Source organism: Ruegeria sp. AI2 (assembly GCF_056541275.1).
Window position 1 is genome coordinate 57,516 of record NZ_JBQFYB010000011.1, and the last position, 16,866, is coordinate 74,381.

The 16,866-nt window shown below is 58.9% G+C and carries 17 protein-coding genes; 8 read left to right on the forward strand and 9 right to left on the reverse strand.

Annotated elements, in window-relative coordinates; genetic code table 11:
• The gene (locus ACR0LL_RS16555; RefSeq protein ID WP_480588316.1) at positions 1 to 1,185 is read right to left on the reverse strand and encodes a TIGR03862 family flavoprotein; all 1,185 of its coding nucleotides are present in this window, start codon (positions 1,183 to 1,185) and stop codon (positions 1 to 3) included.
• A gap of 48 nt (positions 1,186 to 1,233) precedes the next feature.
• Here ACR0LL_RS16555 and ACR0LL_RS16560 point away from each other — a divergent pair, with 48 nt between their 5' ends.
• A complete protein-coding gene (locus ACR0LL_RS16560) occupies positions 1,234 to 1,530 on the forward strand; it encodes an HNH endonuclease (RefSeq protein WP_480588317.1) in 297 nt (98 codons plus the stop codon).
• Here the strand turns inward: ACR0LL_RS16560 and ACR0LL_RS16565 are convergent, their stop codons facing one another.
• The 3 genes from ACR0LL_RS16565 to ACR0LL_RS16575 are packed head-to-tail and all read right to left on the reverse strand — an operon-like array spanning position 1,531 to position 3,613.
• Positions 1,531 to 2,268, reverse strand: coding sequence for a VOC family protein (locus tag ACR0LL_RS16565; RefSeq protein WP_480588319.1), 738 nt, complete (start codon positions 2,266 to 2,268; stop codon positions 1,531 to 1,533).
• A complete protein-coding gene (locus ACR0LL_RS16570) occupies positions 2,265 to 2,873 on the reverse strand; it encodes an enoyl-CoA hydratase/isomerase family protein (protein WP_480588321.1) in 609 nt (202 codons plus the stop codon). The genes ACR0LL_RS16565 and ACR0LL_RS16570 overlap by 4 nt, the downstream gene beginning before the upstream one ends.
• A complete protein-coding gene (locus tag ACR0LL_RS16575; protein ID WP_480588322.1) occupies positions 2,870 to 3,613 on the reverse strand; it encodes an SDR family oxidoreductase in 744 nt (247 codons plus the stop codon). The genes ACR0LL_RS16570 and ACR0LL_RS16575 overlap by 4 nt, the downstream gene beginning before the upstream one ends.
• A 107-nt stretch (positions 3,614 to 3,720) precedes the next feature.
• Between ACR0LL_RS16575 and ACR0LL_RS16580 the strand changes: the two genes are divergently transcribed.
• The 5 genes from ACR0LL_RS16580 (at position 3,721) to lpxK (ending at position 9,793) form a co-directional block, all read left to right on the forward strand.
• Entirely contained in the window at positions 3,721 to 5,268 is a 1,548-nt protein-coding gene (locus ACR0LL_RS16580) for a DUF2125 domain-containing protein (RefSeq protein ID WP_480588324.1), read from the forward strand.
• A 168-nt stretch (positions 5,269 to 5,436) separates the two neighbouring features.
• The gene (locus ACR0LL_RS16585; RefSeq protein ID WP_480588325.1) at positions 5,437 to 6,783 is read left to right on the forward strand and encodes a TldD/PmbA family protein; all 1,347 of its coding nucleotides are present in this window, start codon (positions 5,437 to 5,439) and stop codon (positions 6,781 to 6,783) included.
• Complete coding sequence (locus ACR0LL_RS16590) at positions 6,770 to 7,570, forward strand: inositol monophosphatase family protein (protein ID WP_480588327.1); 801 nt, start codon at positions 6,770 to 6,772, stop codon at positions 7,568 to 7,570. The genes ACR0LL_RS16585 and ACR0LL_RS16590 overlap by 14 nt, the downstream gene beginning before the upstream one ends.
• Complete coding sequence (locus tag ACR0LL_RS16595; protein ID WP_480588329.1) at positions 7,567 to 8,805, forward strand: 3-deoxy-D-manno-octulosonic acid transferase; 1,239 nt, start codon at positions 7,567 to 7,569, stop codon at positions 8,803 to 8,805. The genes ACR0LL_RS16590 and ACR0LL_RS16595 overlap by 4 nt, the downstream gene beginning before the upstream one ends.
• Positions 8,792 to 9,793, forward strand: a complete 1,002-nt coding sequence (gene lpxK, locus ACR0LL_RS16600) for a tetraacyldisaccharide 4'-kinase (RefSeq protein ID WP_480588331.1) — start codon at positions 8,792 to 8,794, stop codon at positions 9,791 to 9,793. Before ACR0LL_RS16595 ends, lpxK begins: the two co-directional genes overlap by 14 nt.
• A gap of 37 nt (positions 9,794 to 9,830) precedes the next feature.
• On the opposite strand, the gene ACR0LL_RS16605 is transcribed toward lpxK, so the two are convergent.
• Both ACR0LL_RS16605 and ACR0LL_RS16610 read right to left on the reverse strand, forming a co-directional pair.
• Positions 9,831 to 10,493, reverse strand: a complete 663-nt coding sequence (locus ACR0LL_RS16605) for a DsbA family protein (protein WP_267365070.1) — start codon at positions 10,491 to 10,493, stop codon at positions 9,831 to 9,833.
• Positions 10,494 to 10,506: 13 nt separating this feature from the next.
• Entirely contained in the window at positions 10,507 to 11,013 is a 507-nt protein-coding gene (locus ACR0LL_RS16610; RefSeq protein ID WP_480484125.1) for a DUF721 domain-containing protein, read from the reverse strand.
• Between the two features lie 81 nt (positions 11,014 to 11,094).
• On the opposite strand from ACR0LL_RS16610, the gene mutY reads away from it, so the two are divergent.
• A complete protein-coding gene (gene mutY, locus ACR0LL_RS16615) occupies positions 11,095 to 12,150 on the forward strand; it encodes an A/G-specific adenine glycosylase (protein ID WP_480588333.1) in 1,056 nt (351 codons plus the stop codon).
• A gap of 61 nt (positions 12,151 to 12,211) precedes the next feature.
• Positions 12,212 to 13,348, forward strand: coding sequence for an alkane 1-monooxygenase (locus ACR0LL_RS16620; RefSeq protein WP_480588335.1), 1,137 nt, complete (start codon positions 12,212 to 12,214; stop codon positions 13,346 to 13,348).
• Between the two features lie 65 nt (positions 13,349 to 13,413).
• Here ACR0LL_RS16620 and ACR0LL_RS16625 read toward each other — a convergent pair whose 3' ends face one another.
• From ACR0LL_RS16625 to ACR0LL_RS16635, 3 genes are all read right to left on the reverse strand, one after another.
• Positions 13,414 to 14,796, reverse strand: coding sequence for an adenylate/guanylate cyclase domain-containing protein (locus tag ACR0LL_RS16625; protein ID WP_480588337.1), 1,383 nt, complete (start codon positions 14,794 to 14,796; stop codon positions 13,414 to 13,416).
• Positions 14,797 to 14,935: 139 nt separating this feature from the next.
• Positions 14,936 to 16,039 carry a DNA methyltransferase gene (locus tag ACR0LL_RS16630; protein WP_480588339.1) on the reverse strand — a complete coding sequence of 368 codons (1,104 nt, stop codon included), beginning with the start codon at positions 16,037 to 16,039 and terminating at the stop codon, positions 14,936 to 14,938.
• A 107-nt stretch (positions 16,040 to 16,146) separates the two neighbouring features.
• Positions 16,147 to 16,764: a ribonuclease HII gene (locus ACR0LL_RS16635; protein ID WP_480588340.1), complete on the reverse strand. Its 618-nt coding sequence runs from the start codon at positions 16,762 to 16,764 to the stop codon at positions 16,147 to 16,149.
• Positions 16,765 to 16,866 lie beyond the last annotated feature (102 nt).

Here is a 16,866-nt window from a genome sequence, read left to right on the forward strand (position 1 = left end):
TTATCTGACCTGATCCAGCCTGTCGGCAGCGGCCCGACCGGCCCAGCGACCCGTGGCAAGACAGGCCGTCAAAAGATAGCCCCCGGTTGGCGCTTCCCAATCCAGCATCTCACCTGCGCAAAATACACCCGGAATGGTTTTCAGCATCAACCCGTCATCCAGCGCGGATCGTTTCACGCCGCCTGCCGTCGAAATGGCCTCATCCATCGGTCGCAGCCCCGCGTGCAGGATTGGCAGTTTCTTGAGAGCCTCCACTTCGCCGGGCAGCGGCAACTGACTGCGTTTTGCCATCTCGTGAAACACGGCAATCTTCTGCGGTGACAGGTTCAACGATTTTCTCATCCATTGCGAAAGCGTGGTTTTCGACTTCCTGGACGACCATCTCGCCCGCAAGGATTGAAGGTCCAGATCAGGTGCCAGATCGACATAAAGTGGCTGCCCTTTGCGCAAAGCAGGGGTGAGGGTGTAAAGCCCGCCTCCCTCCAGCCCGGTTGCCGAGATTGCGGCCTCACCGCGGCTACCCAGGTCACCGGCCATCCACCGAACCGATTTCAGCGCCGCCCCGAAATGTGGCTGCATATGAGGGCTCCAGTCCACAGACAGGGCTGAATTCGCAGGTTCGAACCATGCCAGTTCCACGCCCCTGCCGGACAAGATTTGCGCCCACTGACCATCCGACCCAAGGCGGGCCCAGCTTGCCCCGCCCAGCGCCAGCACGGTTACAGAAGCAATCAGGTTTTGCGGCCCGTCCGGGGTCTCAAATACCAGCACATCAGCTTCCCAACCTTTCCATCGCCAACGGGTTTTGATCTCAACCCCGGCTGCGTCCAGTCGCGCAAGCCATGCGCGCAACAAGGGCGACGCCTTCATGGTCTCGGGAAAAACCCGCCCGGTGGAGCCCGTGAATAATCTCTGGCCCATTCCACGCGCCCAGTGCTGCACGGCTTGCGCATCAAAGGCGGTGATCATCGGGCGCAACCAGTCCGCCGCACCGGCATAAGACCGCATCAGTGTCTCAGGCGGTTCGTCCTTTGTCAGGTTCAGCCCCGATTTACCTGCCATCAGAAGTTTGCGCGCAACCGAAGGCTTGGCTTCGGCAACCAGTACCGAATGCCCGGCCTCAGCCAGTTGCTCGGCCGCCATCAACCCTGCGGGGCCTGCTCCGATCACCACTGCCTGCACCATTCGCACCCTCTTGCCTTCGCCATCCATCGGCGCAAGTTTCAAACCATTATGACGAACACCGATCCGATCTGCCCGCTCTGCGACCGCTCAATCCCCAGCGGGGGTGGCAGCCTGCATCATCTGATCCCAAAACTCAAAGGAGGCAAGGGCGGACCCACCGTTCTTCTGCACCAGATTTGCCACAAAGAGGTCCATGCCACCCTGACCGAGGCCGAACTGGCGCGCAGTTACAACACGGTCGCAGCCTTGCGCGCGCATCCCAGGCTTGAGAAATTCCTGATCTGGGTGCGTAAACGCCCACCCGGATTTCGGTCGAAAGTTCCGGGCAAGCGACGCAACAGGTGATCAGCCAGGCAGGACCGGATCGCCAAAGGCGTCTTTCAAAGGTGCGGCCAACCCCTCGACTTCTATTCCCTGGTAATCCGGTACGGGCGCAAACTGCGCACCCGCAAGATGCTGGAACTCCAATGTCGTATACGGTCGCTTCCACAACCATTCGCGATTCTCGACGGCCCACAAATCGGGGTTTGGAGGGGTTTCGTCGGTAAAGGCGTAGAAATGCAGATCAAAGCCATGGGGGGCCACCTCCTGCATCGACAGCAAGGACATACCTTGCGCGCGCCAAAACGCGTCTTCACCTGCGATATCACCGGTCCGAAGGGTTATCTGACCGATCCGGGCCTGCGCAAACGGAGCGTCCCGGTCCGCCGCCTGCGCCGGTTTGTTACCTTCGAAATCATGTTGCAGCAATTCGATGACAAACCCTTCGGGATCAGCCAGATGGCACATATACCCGATATCCAAAAACTGGCTCGGCGTGCTTACCGCAGTACCCAGCGCGCGCAGATGCGCTGCCGCAAGATCGACATCAGGAACGGTAATTCCGATCTTCCAATATCTTTGGCCCCGGTCATGGGTGTATCCGCCACCAACCGGCAAAAGCAGAAGGTCCGCATCTTCCGAATTGTAGCCGACGCGGTAACCTGATCCCTGCCGGTCAACCCGCATACCCAGAACGTCGCGATAGAATACGGCCAGTCTTTCCGGGTCAGCGACCCGCAACCGAACGGCCGAAATCCTCATGAACACATCCTTGCGATGTCCGCGGCGACAACGGGGTCAGCGTTCACGCTGTCTGTCACAAAGTCACGCGCGGTTTGCATCAGGTGATCGGGCTCGACGATCCGGTCAACCAGACCAAAGTCATACGCCTCTTGCGCGGTGATCTTCTGACCTGCCATCAGGATCAATTTGGTTCTGGCCGGGCCCACCAAAGCCGCCAGCCGTTTCGGATCGGACGGTTGCGGCAGGAACCCCAGCTTCATCACCGGATAGAAGAACTTGGCTGTTGGCACCGCAATGCGAAGGTCACAGGCCAAAGCCATGCCATTGGCCCCGCCAGCCAAAGTTCCGTTCAACGCGGCAATGGTCAGACAGGGCAATGCGGCGATGGCACCGGACAGTCTTTCCCAGACGTCAGAGGTGGCCAGACCGGCGCGCGCCTCGTCCAGATCGGCCCCCGCGCTGAACACTTTGCCCGCGCCCGTCAGGATCAGCGCCCGCGCACTGGTTGCGGCCTCGGCAATCCCGACCAGTTCATTCAGCATCGCTCTGGTCAGGGCGTTTGCCTTTTCTGGATTGTTGATCGTAACGACCCACAGGCCATCCTCTTTCCTCAGGTCGATCATATCAACCCGACCCTTTTTCGGATGTCTTCCAGACGCAGCGAGATTTCCGTTCCCAAATACTCATCCGCGTCCTTGGAACACATCCACAACAAGGCACGTGCTGGCCAGTCTGCGGGAATATGCGCGTCCCAATCCAGTTGACTGACCGGATTGATACCGCTTGCCTTGATGGACCGCTGCATATCCGTGGCAACCGTCCCCGGCGACAGCCCCATGGCGCGAATGCCGTGTTGGGCTTCTTCCAGATGCAGGCATTCCGTCAGCATTTTTGCCCCGGCCTTTGACGCGCAATAATGGCTCCACGCCTCAACCGGGTTGGACGCCGCGCCGGACGAGACGGTCAGAATGCTTCCGCCCCCGGCGGCCCGCATCACCGGCAATGCCGCACGCATCCCGTAGAAAACACCTTTGAGGTTGATGTCGATGGCTTTGCTCCAGGCCTCAGGATCGGCGTTGGTAAGATGAAAGATCGGATCAATCACACCGGCATTGCCAATCAGAACATCCAGCCCACCGAACCGATCCACACATGTGGCCACAGCTTGCTCGACCTGCGCGAAATCGCTGACATCGCAGGCCAGCGCGATAGCCTGATCACCCAGTTCAGCGACCAAGGCGTCAATCTGATTTCGGCTGCGGGCCACTAATGCGACATTGGCCCCGGCTGCGGCAAAAACGCGCCCCGCTTCGGCCCCTATGCCACGGCTGGCCCCGGTTATCAGAACTGTTTTCCCCTGCATTCGCCTCTCCTCACGCATTGTTATCGATCCCGGCAACAGCCGTAACGCGGAAACGGGGAAATGGTCCAGCCCTTGCCCCCTTGACGATAGGTGCCGCAACCCCGACCATGCGCCGCAAATTGATCAAGAAGGGTTACCTTATGTCCGTTTTCTTCCACCGCAGCTGCGGTGCTGTCCTGGCTTACGCCGTTGCGACCCAGGGCGCGTTCGCCGACCTTACTGCAAATGATGTCTGGTCCGACTGGCAAAGCTATTTCACTTCAATGGGCTACACCGTTACAGGTGACGAAAACATCGCCGGTGACGTCACCACTATTTCGAACATGACACTTTCTTTGACCTTTCCGGAAGAAGACGGGCAGTTCCAGATGGTCATGCCTGAAATGACGCTGACCGAAAATGGTGACGGAACGGTTTCCATCGGACTGCCCGAAAGCTTTCCCATGGATGTCACGGGAAAAGCCGATGATGAAGAGTTTGCAGCCAAAGTGATTTATTCGCACAGCCAACTGAACATGGTTGTTTCGGGTACACCCGAAGACATGACCTATGACTACTCTGCTGACAAACTGGGCATTTCACTGGATTCGATTGAAGTCGATGGCGAACCGCTGCCGAACGAGGTTTTCAGCATCGCGGTCGAGGCAGGTGATCTGGCCGGTCGTTCGCGGATGCAAATCGGCGAACACCGAAACATCACCCAGACATTCAACAGCGATACACTGACCTATGACCTGAACTTTCAGGATCCGGAAAACGGTGAAAGCGGGCTGATCAATGGCCAACTGGGCCAACTGGCCTTTGAAGGCGAAAACGTGATCCCGCTGGATTTTGACATGTCTGATCCGCAGGCGTTTTACCAAGCGGGTTTCGCCTTTGATGGCACGTTTACCTATGCATCCGGCAGCACCGATCTGAGCGGGACCAGCGAAGGCCAGGCGTTCTCGATGAACAGCACCTCGGAAGGTGGGCGCTTTGCCGCCAGCATCGACGCCGAGCGTATCGCCTATGACATCGCGCAGAACAGCACCAAACTGGCGGTTACAACGGCAGACCTGCCATTCCCGATCGAGCTTTCCATGGCCAGTGCAGGGTTGAATTTCGAATTCCCGATCCAGCAATCGGACGAAATACAGCCCTTCGCCTTTGGCTTCAACATGACCGATTTCACCATGTCTGATGTCCTGTGGGGCATTTTTGACCCGGCAGGCGCGCTGCCCCGCGATCCGGCGACAATTGCGCTGGACACGACCGGCACGGCAAAAGTTCTAATGAACATCTTCGATCCAGAAATCGACGTCGAGTCGGACGAAGCTCCGGGTGAGCTGCATTCGCTGAAAATCAGCCAGCTTCTGGTTTCGTTGGTTGGCGCCAAACTGACCGGCGATGGCGATTTTGCCTTCGACAATTCGAACACAGAAGAGTTTGGGGGAATGCCCAGCCCAAGCGGCGTGGCAAACCTGCAACTTGTTGGCGCCAATCAGCTGATCGATACACTGATCGGCATGGGCCTCATTTCGGACGACGATGCACTGGGCGCGCGGATGATGATGGGTCTGATGGCGGTCCCCGGCGATGAGCCTGACACCCTGAACTCGACCATCGAATTCACCGAAGACGGCCAGATTTTGGCGAATGGCCAGCGTATCAAGTGATACTTATCTGAAAGGGCCGCGCAGTGCGGCCCTTTCCATTCCTGGGAACCTTGTGCAAAACTTGGTAGCGGCATGGATTAATCACGATCCACACAGCACAATCCGGTCACAGGTCTTGCGGGGCGGGCAGTGCGAGGCTAGGTCCTTGGCAATCAACCCGGAGACCTCATGACCCGCACACCAGAAGAAATCAGCCAACAATTGCTCGATGTTGCTCGCCGGGCAGGCGCAGAGGCAGCAGATGCCATCGTTCTCGAAGGGTCCTCGGTCTCGGTCGATGTGCGGGGCGGCGCACTGGAACATGCGGAACGCTCGGAAGGCGCTGATCTGGGTTTGCGCGTGTTTCTGGGTAAACGCTCAGCCATTGTGTCTAGCTCTGACAGCCGCCCGGAAACCCTTGCGGCGATGGCCGAACGCGCCGTGGCCATGGCAAAAGAGGCGCCCGAGGACCCCTATTCCGGGCTGGCGGACAAAAGCCAACTGGCCAGTGACTGGGATATTAAGTCACTGGAATTGCTGGACTCTGACCCGGCCCCGTCCGCGGAAAGCCTGATGCAGGATGCGCTGGCCGCCGAGGCCGCAGCACTGGCGGTAAAAGGCGTCACGCAGGTGTCGGATGCTGCTGCAAGCTACGGAACGCACCGGGTGCATCTGGCGGCTACAAACGGGTTTTCCGGTGGGTATGAGCGCAGCAGCCGATCCATCTCATGCGTTGCGATCTCGGGTGAAGGCACCGGGATGGAGCGCGACTATGACGGTGACAGCCGGACGTTTCAATCCGACCTGCGCGACGCGGCTGAGATTGGGCGCACCGCTGGGGAACGCGCTGTGCAACAGGTTGGAGCGCGCAAACCGGCGACCGGCAGTTTCCCGGTGTTGTTTGATGAACGTATCTCGTCTTCGCTGATCGGGCATCTGCTGGCCGCCAGCAATGGGGCCGCTATTGCGCGGGGCGCGTCTTGGCTCAAGGATTGTCTTGGGCAGGATGTTCTGCCCGCGCATCTGTCGCTGATCGAAGATCCGCACCGCCCGCGCATCTCAGGCTCGCGCCCATTTGATGCTGAAGGCTTGCCGACGCAGCGCCGGGTGATTGTGGAAAACGGTGTCCTGACGGGGTGGACGCTGGATCTGTCGAGTGGCCGCAAGCTGGGCATGGACTCCACGGGCAACGCTGCGCGCGGTGTGTCCGGCCCACCCTCGCCCAGCAACTGGAACCTGGGCCTGACGCAAGGGGCCCGCAGTCGCGAAGATCTGCTGCGCGATATGGGCACCGGTTTGCTGGTCACTTCCATGATCGGATCGACGATCAACCCCAATACAGGCGACTATTCCCGTGGTGCATCAGGGTTTTGGGTCGAAAACGGTGTGATCACGCATCCTGTCAACGAATGCACCATCGCAGGTAATCTGCGTGATATGTTGCGGCGGATCATTCCCGCCAATGACGCGCGCACATATTTGTCGCGCGTGGTCCCGTCGCTGTTGATCGAAGGAATGACACTTGCCGGCAACTGATCTGCCCCTTCTGATTGAGGCCGCGATTGAGGCCGGCAAGATCGCTACACGCTACTCCGGAACGCAAGCACTGCGTTGGGACAAACCCGGTGGTGCCGGTCCGGTGACCGAGGCCGATCTGGCCGTCAACGCGATGCTGGAAGAAAAGCTGTGCGCTGCGCGGCCAGGCTATGGCTGGCTCAGCGAGGAATCCGAGGATTCGCCCGAGCGCTTGGACCGCAGCAACACCTTTATCGTCGATCCGATTGACGGCACCCGCAGCTTTACCGAAGGCGCGCGCACCTGGGCGCATTCGCTGGCTGTTGCCGTGGATGGCATTGTGACTGCCGCTGTAATCTACCTGCCGATGCGCGACTTGCTTTATGCTGCGGCGCAGGGTCAGGGCGCCACTCTCAACGGGCAAAAGATCACGACGTCAAAAACGCCTGAGCTATTGCAATCTCAGGTTCTGGCCGCCAAACCAAATCTGGACACACAGCACTGGCGCAATCAGAATGTTCCAGCCTTCCACCGCGCATACCGTCCTTCGCTTGCCTATCGCATGGCGCTGGTCGCACAGGGGCGGTTCGATGCCATGCTGACCCTTCGCCCCAGCTGGGAATGGGATATTGCCGCTGGCGATCTGATCATCCGAGAGGCAGGCGGCGTCTGTTCAGACCGTTTGGGTCAACCGCTGATCTTCAACAATGCCCACCCCAGACTGAATGGCGTAATCGCCGCCAGCACCGCGATCCACGGGCAACTGTGGGCTCAGCTGGACCCGATCGGGCCCGGAATCGGCGCATGAGCAAACCGCGCTCATTAAGCCTTGCCGCTTATCGGGTGCTGTCCTGGAGAATGCGGAACGGCGTTGGTGTAAAAACCGACCTGCCACGCCCCGAAGGCGAGGTCGTGTGGATGCACGTCGCCACGTCAGACCGCCTGCGGGCGGTGAGTGATTTTTGCCGCCGGTTGCTTCAGTCCCGATCCGAGCTGCACTTTCTGCTGACCGCCCCGCCGGACGCGGATCTGTCTGCCTGGCCGGAATGCAGTTTTCCCCTGATCAACCTGCCTCAGGAGCAGAGCGGGGCCGCGCGTGACTTTATCGAATACTGGCGCCCAGGTATCGGGATTTGGGTTGGTGGTGATCTGATGCCCAACATCATAACCCGAGCTGATGAACAGGCCGTACCCTTGGTGTTGTTCGACGCCCAATTTACCGTTGCACTGTCCCGGAACGCGCGCTGGCTGCCAGACATAACCAGAGTGACCTTTAGCTGCTTTCGCAAGATACTGACTGCAAATTCTGAAACCGCCCGGCACATCCGGAGACTTGGCATCCCGTTTTCAACAGTCGAAGAATCGCCACCTTTGCGCATCAGCCCAAATCCAAGACCTTGGCCAGAAGACGAGCTGATCGAAACCAACCACACGCTGGCAGGGCGGCCTGTTTGGCTGGCTGCCTGGGTGCAGGACAAAGAGTTCATTTCGGTTCTGACAGCACATCGTCAGGCATTGCGCCTGTTGCACCGGCTGGTTCTGGTACTTCACGTCGCCGACGTTCACGAGGCTGCCCCCCTAAAACGGCGGCTGGAGACGATGGATTTACGCTGTGTCAACTGGGACAATGGTGGCTTGATCGAAGACAGCACGCAGGTCGTTCTGACTGCCGACCCCGAAAATCTGGGGTTGTGGCACCGGGTGTCGGCAGTGACGTTCATGGCCAGTTCACTGGAACGCGGCGCAGGTGGTCAGGACCCGTCCGACGCAATCGCGCTGGGGTCCGCCATAATTTCTGGACCATTCGTGCATCGCCATCACGAGCTTTACGCCCACCTTCAACAGGCCCGCGCCGCCAAGGAGGTCAAGTCAGCAACCGAGTTGGGCGATGCCGTCGTACAGCTTCTGGCACCAGACCGCGCCGCTGACATGGCTTTGGCTGGATGGCAGATAATCACCGAAGGTGCGCCGCAGGCAGACACCCTCATCGAAATGGTGCAGGATATTCTGGACCAGCGGAGCGCAGATCATGCGGGCACCTGATTTCTGGAACACACCTCCGGACCAGCCGGATCTGAGGGCGCGGCTGCTGGCCCCGCTGGGCCGCTTATATGCCGTAGCGACAGCCCGCAGGATTGCCTCGAAATCAGGGGAAAATCCCGGTGTTCCCGTGATCTGCATCGGCAATCTGAATGCAGGTGGAACCGGGAAAACGCCCACCGTCATCTGGACCCTCGAACAACTGGGTAATGCCTGGCACAAGCCCCATGTCGTGACACGAGGACATGGCGGGTCACTGGAAGGCCCGGTGCAGGTCGATCCGGGCAGGCACTCCGCCGCCGAGGTGGGGGACGAGCCGCTGTTGCTGGCGATGTTTGCCGAGGTCTGGGTTGCCAAGGATCGGGCGGCAGGCGCGCGTGCAGCGGCCGCAGCGGGGGCAACGGTGATCGTTCTGGATGATGGCTTTCAGAACCCTTCGGTCGCCAAGGATTTCTCGATTATCGTTGTGGACGCCCAGCGCGGATTTGGAAACGGCTTATGCCTGCCAGCCGGTCCATTGCGAGAGCCCGTCGATACCGGCCTGCAACGGGCCGATCTTGTACTGTCCTTGGGGGAAGAGGCGGCGCAAAAGGTATTTGCCGACAACTGGAAACGCCGGTTGACCGTTCCTCATGTCACCGGGGCGGTCGAACCCCTGCAAACCGGTATGGATTGGTCAGAAACGCGTGCGTTGGCGTTCGCAGGCATCGGCTATCCCGAAAAGTTCTTCCAAACCCTGCGGCGGCTGGGTGTTGATCTGGTACGCGCCGAGGCGTTGGACGATCACCAACCGTTGACACAGGCCCTGATGACCCGACTGGAAAACGAGGCGCGTTTGCTGGGCGCTCAGATGGTCACCACCGAAAAAGACGCCGTTCGCCTGCCCCCCGCTTTCCGAAGCAAGGTGATCACTTTGCCGGTTCGGCTTCAGATTTCAGACGCCGACAGGGTCAGGGACATGCTTTTGAAAGCCGCCCCTTCACCAAAGTAAACCAGGCTGGCCCCCGGCGGGGCCAGCTGGGGTCGAGTCAGCTGCCGAGCTCAGCTTCAATCAGCTTTTTGAAGTCCGCGTAGGACTGATTGTCGACTTTCTTGCCATTCACGATGAAGGACGGGGTCGCCTGAATTCCATCGCGTTCAGCGTTTTCCTGATACCATGCGGCCAATGTTCGCGCCTTGGTGCCATCCTGCAAACAGGCCTCAAGCTGGTCGCCATCAATACCTGCCAGACGACCGATCTTGCGCAGTTCATCGACGATCTCGGCCGGACCTCCTGCGCGCGTCCATTCTGCCTGACCTTCATAGATCAGATCGGTGATGCCAAAGAATTTCTCGGGACCGGCGCAGCGGGCCACCATCGACGCCCACAGACCGTAGCGATCAAAATAGACCTCACGATAGGTGAACTTGACCTTACCAGTATCAATGAAATCCTTCTTGAGCTGTTTATACGCGCTCTTGTGGAAATTCGCGCAATGCGGGCAGGTGTAGGATGCGTATTCGATGATTTCGACAGGCGCGCCCTCGGCGCCCTGAACCATGTCAATGATGGTGGATGTATCCAGGTCCGCCTCTTGCGCCTCGGCGGCACTGACCAGCGGAAAACTTGTATTGGAATTTGACAGCGACACCCAATAGCCGCCAGCGGCCACGGCGACGGCCGCACAGATTACGGTTGCAATACGGCTCATTCTCAGCCCTTTCTCAGCGTTTCTGTTTGGATAAAACGTTGCGCCCAAGACGTTCAAGGGCCGCGCGCAAATCTTCATCATTTACACTGCGTGACACTTTGTCTGCCTCGGCAGCAATTTCAGGTGCAATCTCGGGTTTTGCTTGCTTCGGTTTATGGTCGAAACTGGCCTGCCCCTCGGCAAATCCGGTCGGAGCGGTCTGAGTAATGCGGACACGGCTGATGGCATTGTAACCGTAAACCGCGTTCACTTTACCACGCAGCTGTTCCTTCTGCATTTCCAGCATCGGGGCCTGCGGACCTGTGGTCAGAACGGTCAGAGTCGCGCCGAAACCACCTTTGCCATAGCCGACACTGACTGGGCGCGCGATGGCGGCGGTATCCTGACCCACGATCTCGGCCCAATGGGTCAACAGACGTGACACAGCAAAGCCCCGGCTTTCCCCGGCGCGCCTGATCTGGTCATTCAGCAAAGACGCGGTGCGCTTGAACCCGCGGGTTGACGAACGTCTGCGTTGCATCTGGTTTCCAACTCCTGCACCGCTATTGTAGTAGGCAGAACACCGGGTGCCAGCGAAACCTGACAGGGAGACGAATAAAACTTGCGTGATTCCTTTGAATTCACCGTCAGCGCTGCGCTTCTGGAGTGGTATGACCACAACGCTCGCGCCATGCCATGGCGCACAGGACCGGCAGAGCGCGCCGCCGGGGTGCGCCCTGACCCTTATCGGGTCTGGTTATCCGAAGTGATGTTGCAACAGACGACTGTAGCAGCGGTGCGGGATTACTTTCTGCGCTTCATGACACGTTGGCCTACGGTTCAGGCGTTGGCAGCCGCGCCGGATGAGCAGGTCATGGGGGAATGGGCCGGCCTTGGGTATTACGCACGTGCGCGCAACCTCTTGAAGTGCGCCCGCGTTGTGACGCGGGATCACAATGGTCAGTTCCCCGAAACTTATGATGCGCTGCTGAATTTACCCGGAATCGGCCCTTATACAGCTGCGGCAATCTCGGCCATTGCCTTTGATCAACCTGAAACGGTTCTGGACGGCAATGTCGAACGCGTCATGGCCCGATTTTACGACATTGATGCGCCGCTGCCCGGCTCGAAACCCCTGCTGAAGAAAAAAGCTTCAGCGCTGACACCTTCTAATCGGCCCGGTGATTACGCTCAGGCGGTCATGGACTTGGGGGCCACAATTTGTACACCGAAATCCCCGGCATGTGGCATTTGCCCGCTGCGTGATCCATGCCAAGCGCGGTTTGCGGGAACACAGGCCGATCTTCCCCGAAAAACACCGAAAAAGCCCAAACCCACCCGTCACGGTCACGTTTACATCGCGCGCATGTCAGATGGGGCCTTGCTGCTGGAGCGCCGACCGGACAAAGGTCTGCTGGGCGGAATGCTGGGCTGGCCCGGATCGGATTGGGCTGACGATCCGGTCGAGCACCCCCCGCTTGCGGCAGATTGGAAGATGGTGCCGGGCGAGGTGCGCCACACTTTTACGCATTTTCATCTGATTTTAAGAATCTGGACCGCAGAAACCACCGGTCAGTATGTTCCTGATCATCTGATCGCAGTGGGAAAGCACAGCTTCAAACCCAGCGACCTGCCCACGGTGATGCGCAAAGCCTATGATCTGTGGAAAGGGCAATAACACCGCTGTGCATTCCCTGGCCTCGCGGCTAGGCTGTCCCCATCTAGTAGGAGCACCAGAGATGAGCGCAACAGTCTCGTTGGCACGCTGGCAACCGGCATCACCCTTCTGGGTGTCCCTGCTGTTGATCCCACTGATCTGGTTCACTGCTTTCGCGGGCGGATGGTGGGTTCTGCTGATCCCGATCTCGACCTGGTGGGTCTTTGCCGTGCTGGACCGGATCACCGGGCTCAACGTGGGAAATGCGGACCCTGAGACGCCAGACGATGCTCTGCAACGGTATATCCTGCTGACCAAGCTTTGGGCACCCCTTCAGTTCCTTACCCTGTTTGGCCTGATCTGGTACGCGAGCCACGGCAGTCAACTTTCGACGCCTGAGAAAATCGGCCTGTTCTTTGGCATGGGTGTTATCTCGGGTACGGTCGGTATCAATTACAGCCACGAGCTGATGCATCAGAAAAGCCGTTGGGAACGCTGGCTGGGCGATATCCTTCTTGCCATGGTGCTCTATTCTCATTTCCGGTCCGAGCATTTGCTGGTCCATCACCGTCATGTGGGAACGCCACGCGATCCGGTGACGGCGCGATACAACGAAGGGTTTCACCGCTTTTACCCTAGGGTGTTGCGGCAAAGTCTGATCTCGGCCTTCAACGCCGAGCGCGGAAAACTGGCCCGCAAGGACCGCCCCTGGACCGACCGCTCCAACCCGTTCTGGCGGTACTGGGCGTTGCAAGGGGGGATGCTGGCACTGGCGGCCCTGATCGGAGGATGGTCCGGTCTGGCCCTGTTTCTGTTGCAGGCCGGTGTCGCGATCTGGCAGCTGGAACTGGTCAACTACGTTGAACATTACGGGTTGACCCGGAAATATCTGGGCGACGGGCGGTATGAGCACGTCCTGCCCCGGCATTCCTGGAATGCCTCGCAGAAAGCTTCAAACTGGTTGCTGATCAATCTTCAGCGCCATTCGGATCACCACTACAAGCCAAACCGCCGGTTCCCGCTGCTTCAACACCACACACCCGAAACGGCACCGCAACTGCCCTATGGCTATCCCGTCATGACTGTGGCTGCGATGATCCCGCCGCTGTGGCGACGGGTCATGAACCCGCGGGTCCGGGAATGGCGGCGCCAGTACTACCCCGAGATCACCGATTGGCACGCCTATAACAAGGCCCTGAACCCCGCACCTGATGCGTAACCGATGCACCGCCCGGCCCATCAGGCTCGGCGCTTTGGGTACTGTTCTGGCGGGGCGTAAGGTCTTCAGCCTTTCATCACCCAGATATCCATCGGTGTTTCCACGCCGCGCACGGATTGATCGGTAAGCTCTGCAAAACCAGTCATGGCGACAGACGCAGACTGGTTTTCCTCTGCAATCCGCGCGCGCACAGCGTCACTGACCACGATACGCGCCTGCAAAGCACGCGTCAGCGCCTCGAGCTTGGCTGCGACGTTGACGGCATTCCCGATGACCGCGAATTCAAGCCGGTTCGCACCAATGTCGCCCAGCACGACCGAGCCATAGTGCACCCCAATCCCGACGCGGATTTCAGGCTCTCCCGCCCGGCGGCGGTCCAGATTCCATCGGTCGATCACGCTGACCATCGCGCGCGCACATCCCAGCGCGTTGCTTGCGTCCAACGGCGTGGGCACCGGGGTACCAAAGGTCGCCATCAGCCCATCCCCCAGATACTTGTCCAGGGTCCCGTGGTGGCGAAAAACCTCGGTTTCCATGCGGGCGTGAAAGCCCCGCAGCACTTCGATCACGTCATAAGGGTCACGACCGGCGGCGTATTTCGTGAACCCGACGATGTCGATGAACAGAACGGCCACATTCTCTTTTCGGACCTGTTTCAGCGGCTCGTCATTCTGGCTCAGCTCCTCTACCACGTTGGGCGAGAAATAGCGTGACAGGTTGGCCCGTTCCCGTTCCAGCCCTGCATTGCTCATCAATAGCCGGTTCAGTCGTTGCATCGAAAGGCCCAAAGTCACGGCCACCATCATGAAAACGATCGCCTGCTGGATGCGCTGAGGCGCCATGAAACTGTTCGGATCCAGAAGCTCGGCAACATCCGGGTAGTCTTGCAAAGCGGTCGCAACTTTTTCGCTGATCCCGGGAATGGGCGTTGCGACCCACCAGGCAACGATCCACCCGATCGTCCACATCATCGCCGTCCAGGTCCCTATGGCGATCACGGTCCGCCAGGAATAGGCCAATGTGCCTGCCGCCAGAATGATGAAGAAGTACTGAAAGTTGTCGAACCGGTATTGCATGGCCAATGGCCTGACATCATCGCTGAAGGGATTGGGTACGATCATCCCAAGTGTCATGATCAGCAGGTCGACGAAAATCAAAAACAACTCGCCCCGCGATTGCCCGACACGACCTGCACGGCGGATCAACCACCCGTTGCCGCAGATCAGCAGCAGAATGAAGTGATACCAAAGCACCTCCCATTGCGGGTTCAGAAAAACCAGCAGCACCGCAGTCAGCGCCATCGCTACCCATCGCGCACGCACAGCCAATTCCAGACCCTCGCGCTTGTGCCGTTCCAACGCGGCCTCGGTATATTTGTTGTCCAGATCAAACGCATCGGGCTGGGTGAAAAACAGGCTTCGGCGGGGCTGTGCGGTCGTCTCGGTCATGGCCGTGGTCTTTCTTGCGGAGGCTAGGCAGCCTTATGCAATCACTGTTGAAGGCAAAACAAAAGACCCCGCCGGTTGATCGGCGGGGCAAGGCATAGTGCCATGTGTCAGGCCACAGGCACCGGCGGTGTTCGTGAATTCAGTTGTGCATCTCTGCGCGGATCTGTTGCCGCAAGATGTCAATCGGTACGGTCTTGCCGTCCCGCTTGAAGCACCAGTATGTCCAGCCGTTGCAGGACGGGGCGTTTTCCAGATGCGCGCCGACCTGATGGATTGACCCTTTGACATTGTCACCCACCAGCGTTCCATCCGCACGCACCTTTGCCTTGTGGCGCTGGTTCATGGAATAAAGCTCTTCACCCGGGCGCAACATCCCGCGTTCGACCAGTTGGCCGAATGGCACGCGTGGCTCGGCACGTTTGCTGGCACTGACTTCCAGAGCTTCGCGATCAAACTTGCGGACCTTGGCGATGCGTTTTTCAGCCACCTTGCGATAGCTTTCCTCTCGCTCGATACCAATAAACTCGCGCCCCAGCATCTTGGCGACGGCCCCGGTGGTGCCGGTGCCAAAGAACGGATCCAGCACCACATCGCCGGGGTTGGTCGAGCCAATCAGCACGCGGTGCAACAGCGATTCCGGTTTTTGCGTCGGATGCGCCTTGTCGCCGTTTTCATCCTTGAGCCGCTCATGCCCGGTGCAGATCGGCAGCACCCAGTCGCTGCGCATTTGCACACCCTCGTTCAGGGCTTTCAGCGCCTCATAGTTGAAGGTGTATTTCGCGCCTTCGCGCTTAGACGCCCAGATCATCGTCTCATGCGCGTTGGTGAACCGTTTGCCGCGGAAATTCGGCATCGGGTTCGACTTACGCCACACAACGTCGTTCAGAATCCAGTATCCGGCATCCTGCAGCGCTGACCCCACGCGGAAAATGTTGTGATAAGACCCGATCACCCAGATCGCACCATTGGGTTTCAGCAGACGATGCGCCGCCTTCAGCCATTCGCGTGTAAACTGGTCATACGCCCCGAAGCTTGCGAACTGATCCCAGTGATCATCCACCGCATCGACCTGCGAATTATCCGGGCGATGCAACTGACCTTTCAATTGCAGGTTATACGGCGGATCCGCAAAAATCAGATCCACTGACGCCTCGGGCAGACTGTTCATCACATCGATGCAGTCCCCGGATAGAATCGTGTTTAAAGGGAGCGCTCTTGCGCCCTTTTTGGTGGTTGTTGTCATATCACTGCCTCAAGTGTCCACGGCGCTTTTGCGCTCATTTGGTTGAGACAAGGATGAGTCAAAGTCGATTCGCCGTCAAATTCTTTTTTGAATCAGCAACTTACGATTTACTCTTGATACAAGATATTGTGCACCGGTTTGAACGAACGCCTATGGTGTGGGGTCACGCCAAGATTTCGCAGCGCTTCCTTGTGTTGTTTTGACGGATAGCCTGCGTTGGTTTCCCACCCATAACCCGGATGCTGTTGCGCTAAATCCACCATCACCTGATCGCGCCAGTTTTTCGCCAGGATCGAAGCAGCCGCGATCGACACCGATCGTGCATCGCCCTTCACAACGGCCTGTGATGGAATTCTCAGACCCTGCGGAATCAGGTTGCCATCGATCAGCAGGAAATCAGGTGCCGGGGTCAACGCCTCCACCGCGCGCATCATCGCCAAGTGCGACGCCCTCAGGATATTGACCTCATCAATTTCGGCGACAGAGGCTTCGGCCACCGCGAACTCAGCAGCGTCCCGAATCTCGGCGTCCAGCACGGCCCGGCGTTTTGCGGTCAGCTTTTTTGAGTCATTCAACCCTTCGGGAAAGTGCTTCGGGTTCAGAATCACGGCGGCAGCCACAACCGGCCCGGCCAATGGGCCGCGCCCGACCTCATCCACACCGGCGATACGGATGTGGCCCATGTCCAGCAGCGCCTGCTCAAGTTCGAAGTTTGGCATTGTCATGCCCTTGGCAAACCGCGTTTCGCGTAGCACCGCAAGAAGAAAAGAGAGGGCGGCCCACACCACCCTCTCTCTCACGGCACTTCTTTGGCGCCGTTCCTGCTC

Coding starts and splice junctions, on each gene's coding strand:
- ACR0LL_RS16555 (WP_480588316.1), bottom strand. CDS start 1,185: ATGGTGCAGGCAGTGGTGATCGGAGCAGGCCCCGCAGGGTTGATGGCG.
- ACR0LL_RS16560 (WP_480588317.1), top strand. CDS start 1,234: ATGACGAACACCGATCCGATCTGCCCGCTCTGCGACCGCTCAATCCCC.
- ACR0LL_RS16565 (WP_480588319.1), bottom strand. CDS start 2,268: ATGAGGATTTCGGCCGTTCGGTTGCGGGTCGCTGACCCGGAAAGACTG.
- ACR0LL_RS16570 (WP_480588321.1), bottom strand. CDS start 2,873: ATGATCGACCTGAGGAAAGAGGATGGCCTGTGGGTCGTTACGATCAAC.
- ACR0LL_RS16575 (WP_480588322.1), bottom strand. CDS start 3,613: ATGCAGGGGAAAACAGTTCTGATAACCGGGGCCAGCCGTGGCATAGGG.
- ACR0LL_RS16580 (WP_480588324.1), top strand. CDS start 3,721: ATGCGCCGCAAATTGATCAAGAAGGGTTACCTTATGTCCGTTTTCTTC.
- ACR0LL_RS16585 (WP_480588325.1), top strand. CDS start 5,437: ATGACCCGCACACCAGAAGAAATCAGCCAACAATTGCTCGATGTTGCT.
- ACR0LL_RS16595 (WP_480588329.1), top strand. CDS start 7,567: ATGAGCAAACCGCGCTCATTAAGCCTTGCCGCTTATCGGGTGCTGTCC.
- lpxK (WP_480588331.1), top strand. CDS start 8,792: ATGCGGGCACCTGATTTCTGGAACACACCTCCGGACCAGCCGGATCTG.
- ACR0LL_RS16605 (WP_267365070.1), bottom strand. CDS start 10,493: ATGAGCCGTATTGCAACCGTAATCTGTGCGGCCGTCGCCGTGGCCGCT.
- ACR0LL_RS16610 (WP_480484125.1), bottom strand. CDS start 11,013: ATGCAACGCAGACGTTCGTCAACCCGCGGGTTCAAGCGCACCGCGTCT.
- ACR0LL_RS16620 (WP_480588335.1), top strand. CDS start 12,212: ATGAGCGCAACAGTCTCGTTGGCACGCTGGCAACCGGCATCACCCTTC.
- ACR0LL_RS16625 (WP_480588337.1), bottom strand. CDS start 14,796: ATGACCGAGACGACCGCACAGCCCCGCCGAAGCCTGTTTTTCACCCAG.
- ACR0LL_RS16630 (WP_480588339.1), bottom strand. CDS start 16,039: ATGACAACAACCACCAAAAAGGGCGCAAGAGCGCTCCCTTTAAACACG.
- ACR0LL_RS16635 (WP_480588340.1), bottom strand. CDS start 16,764: ATGACAATGCCAAACTTCGAACTTGAGCAGGCGCTGCTGGACATGGGC.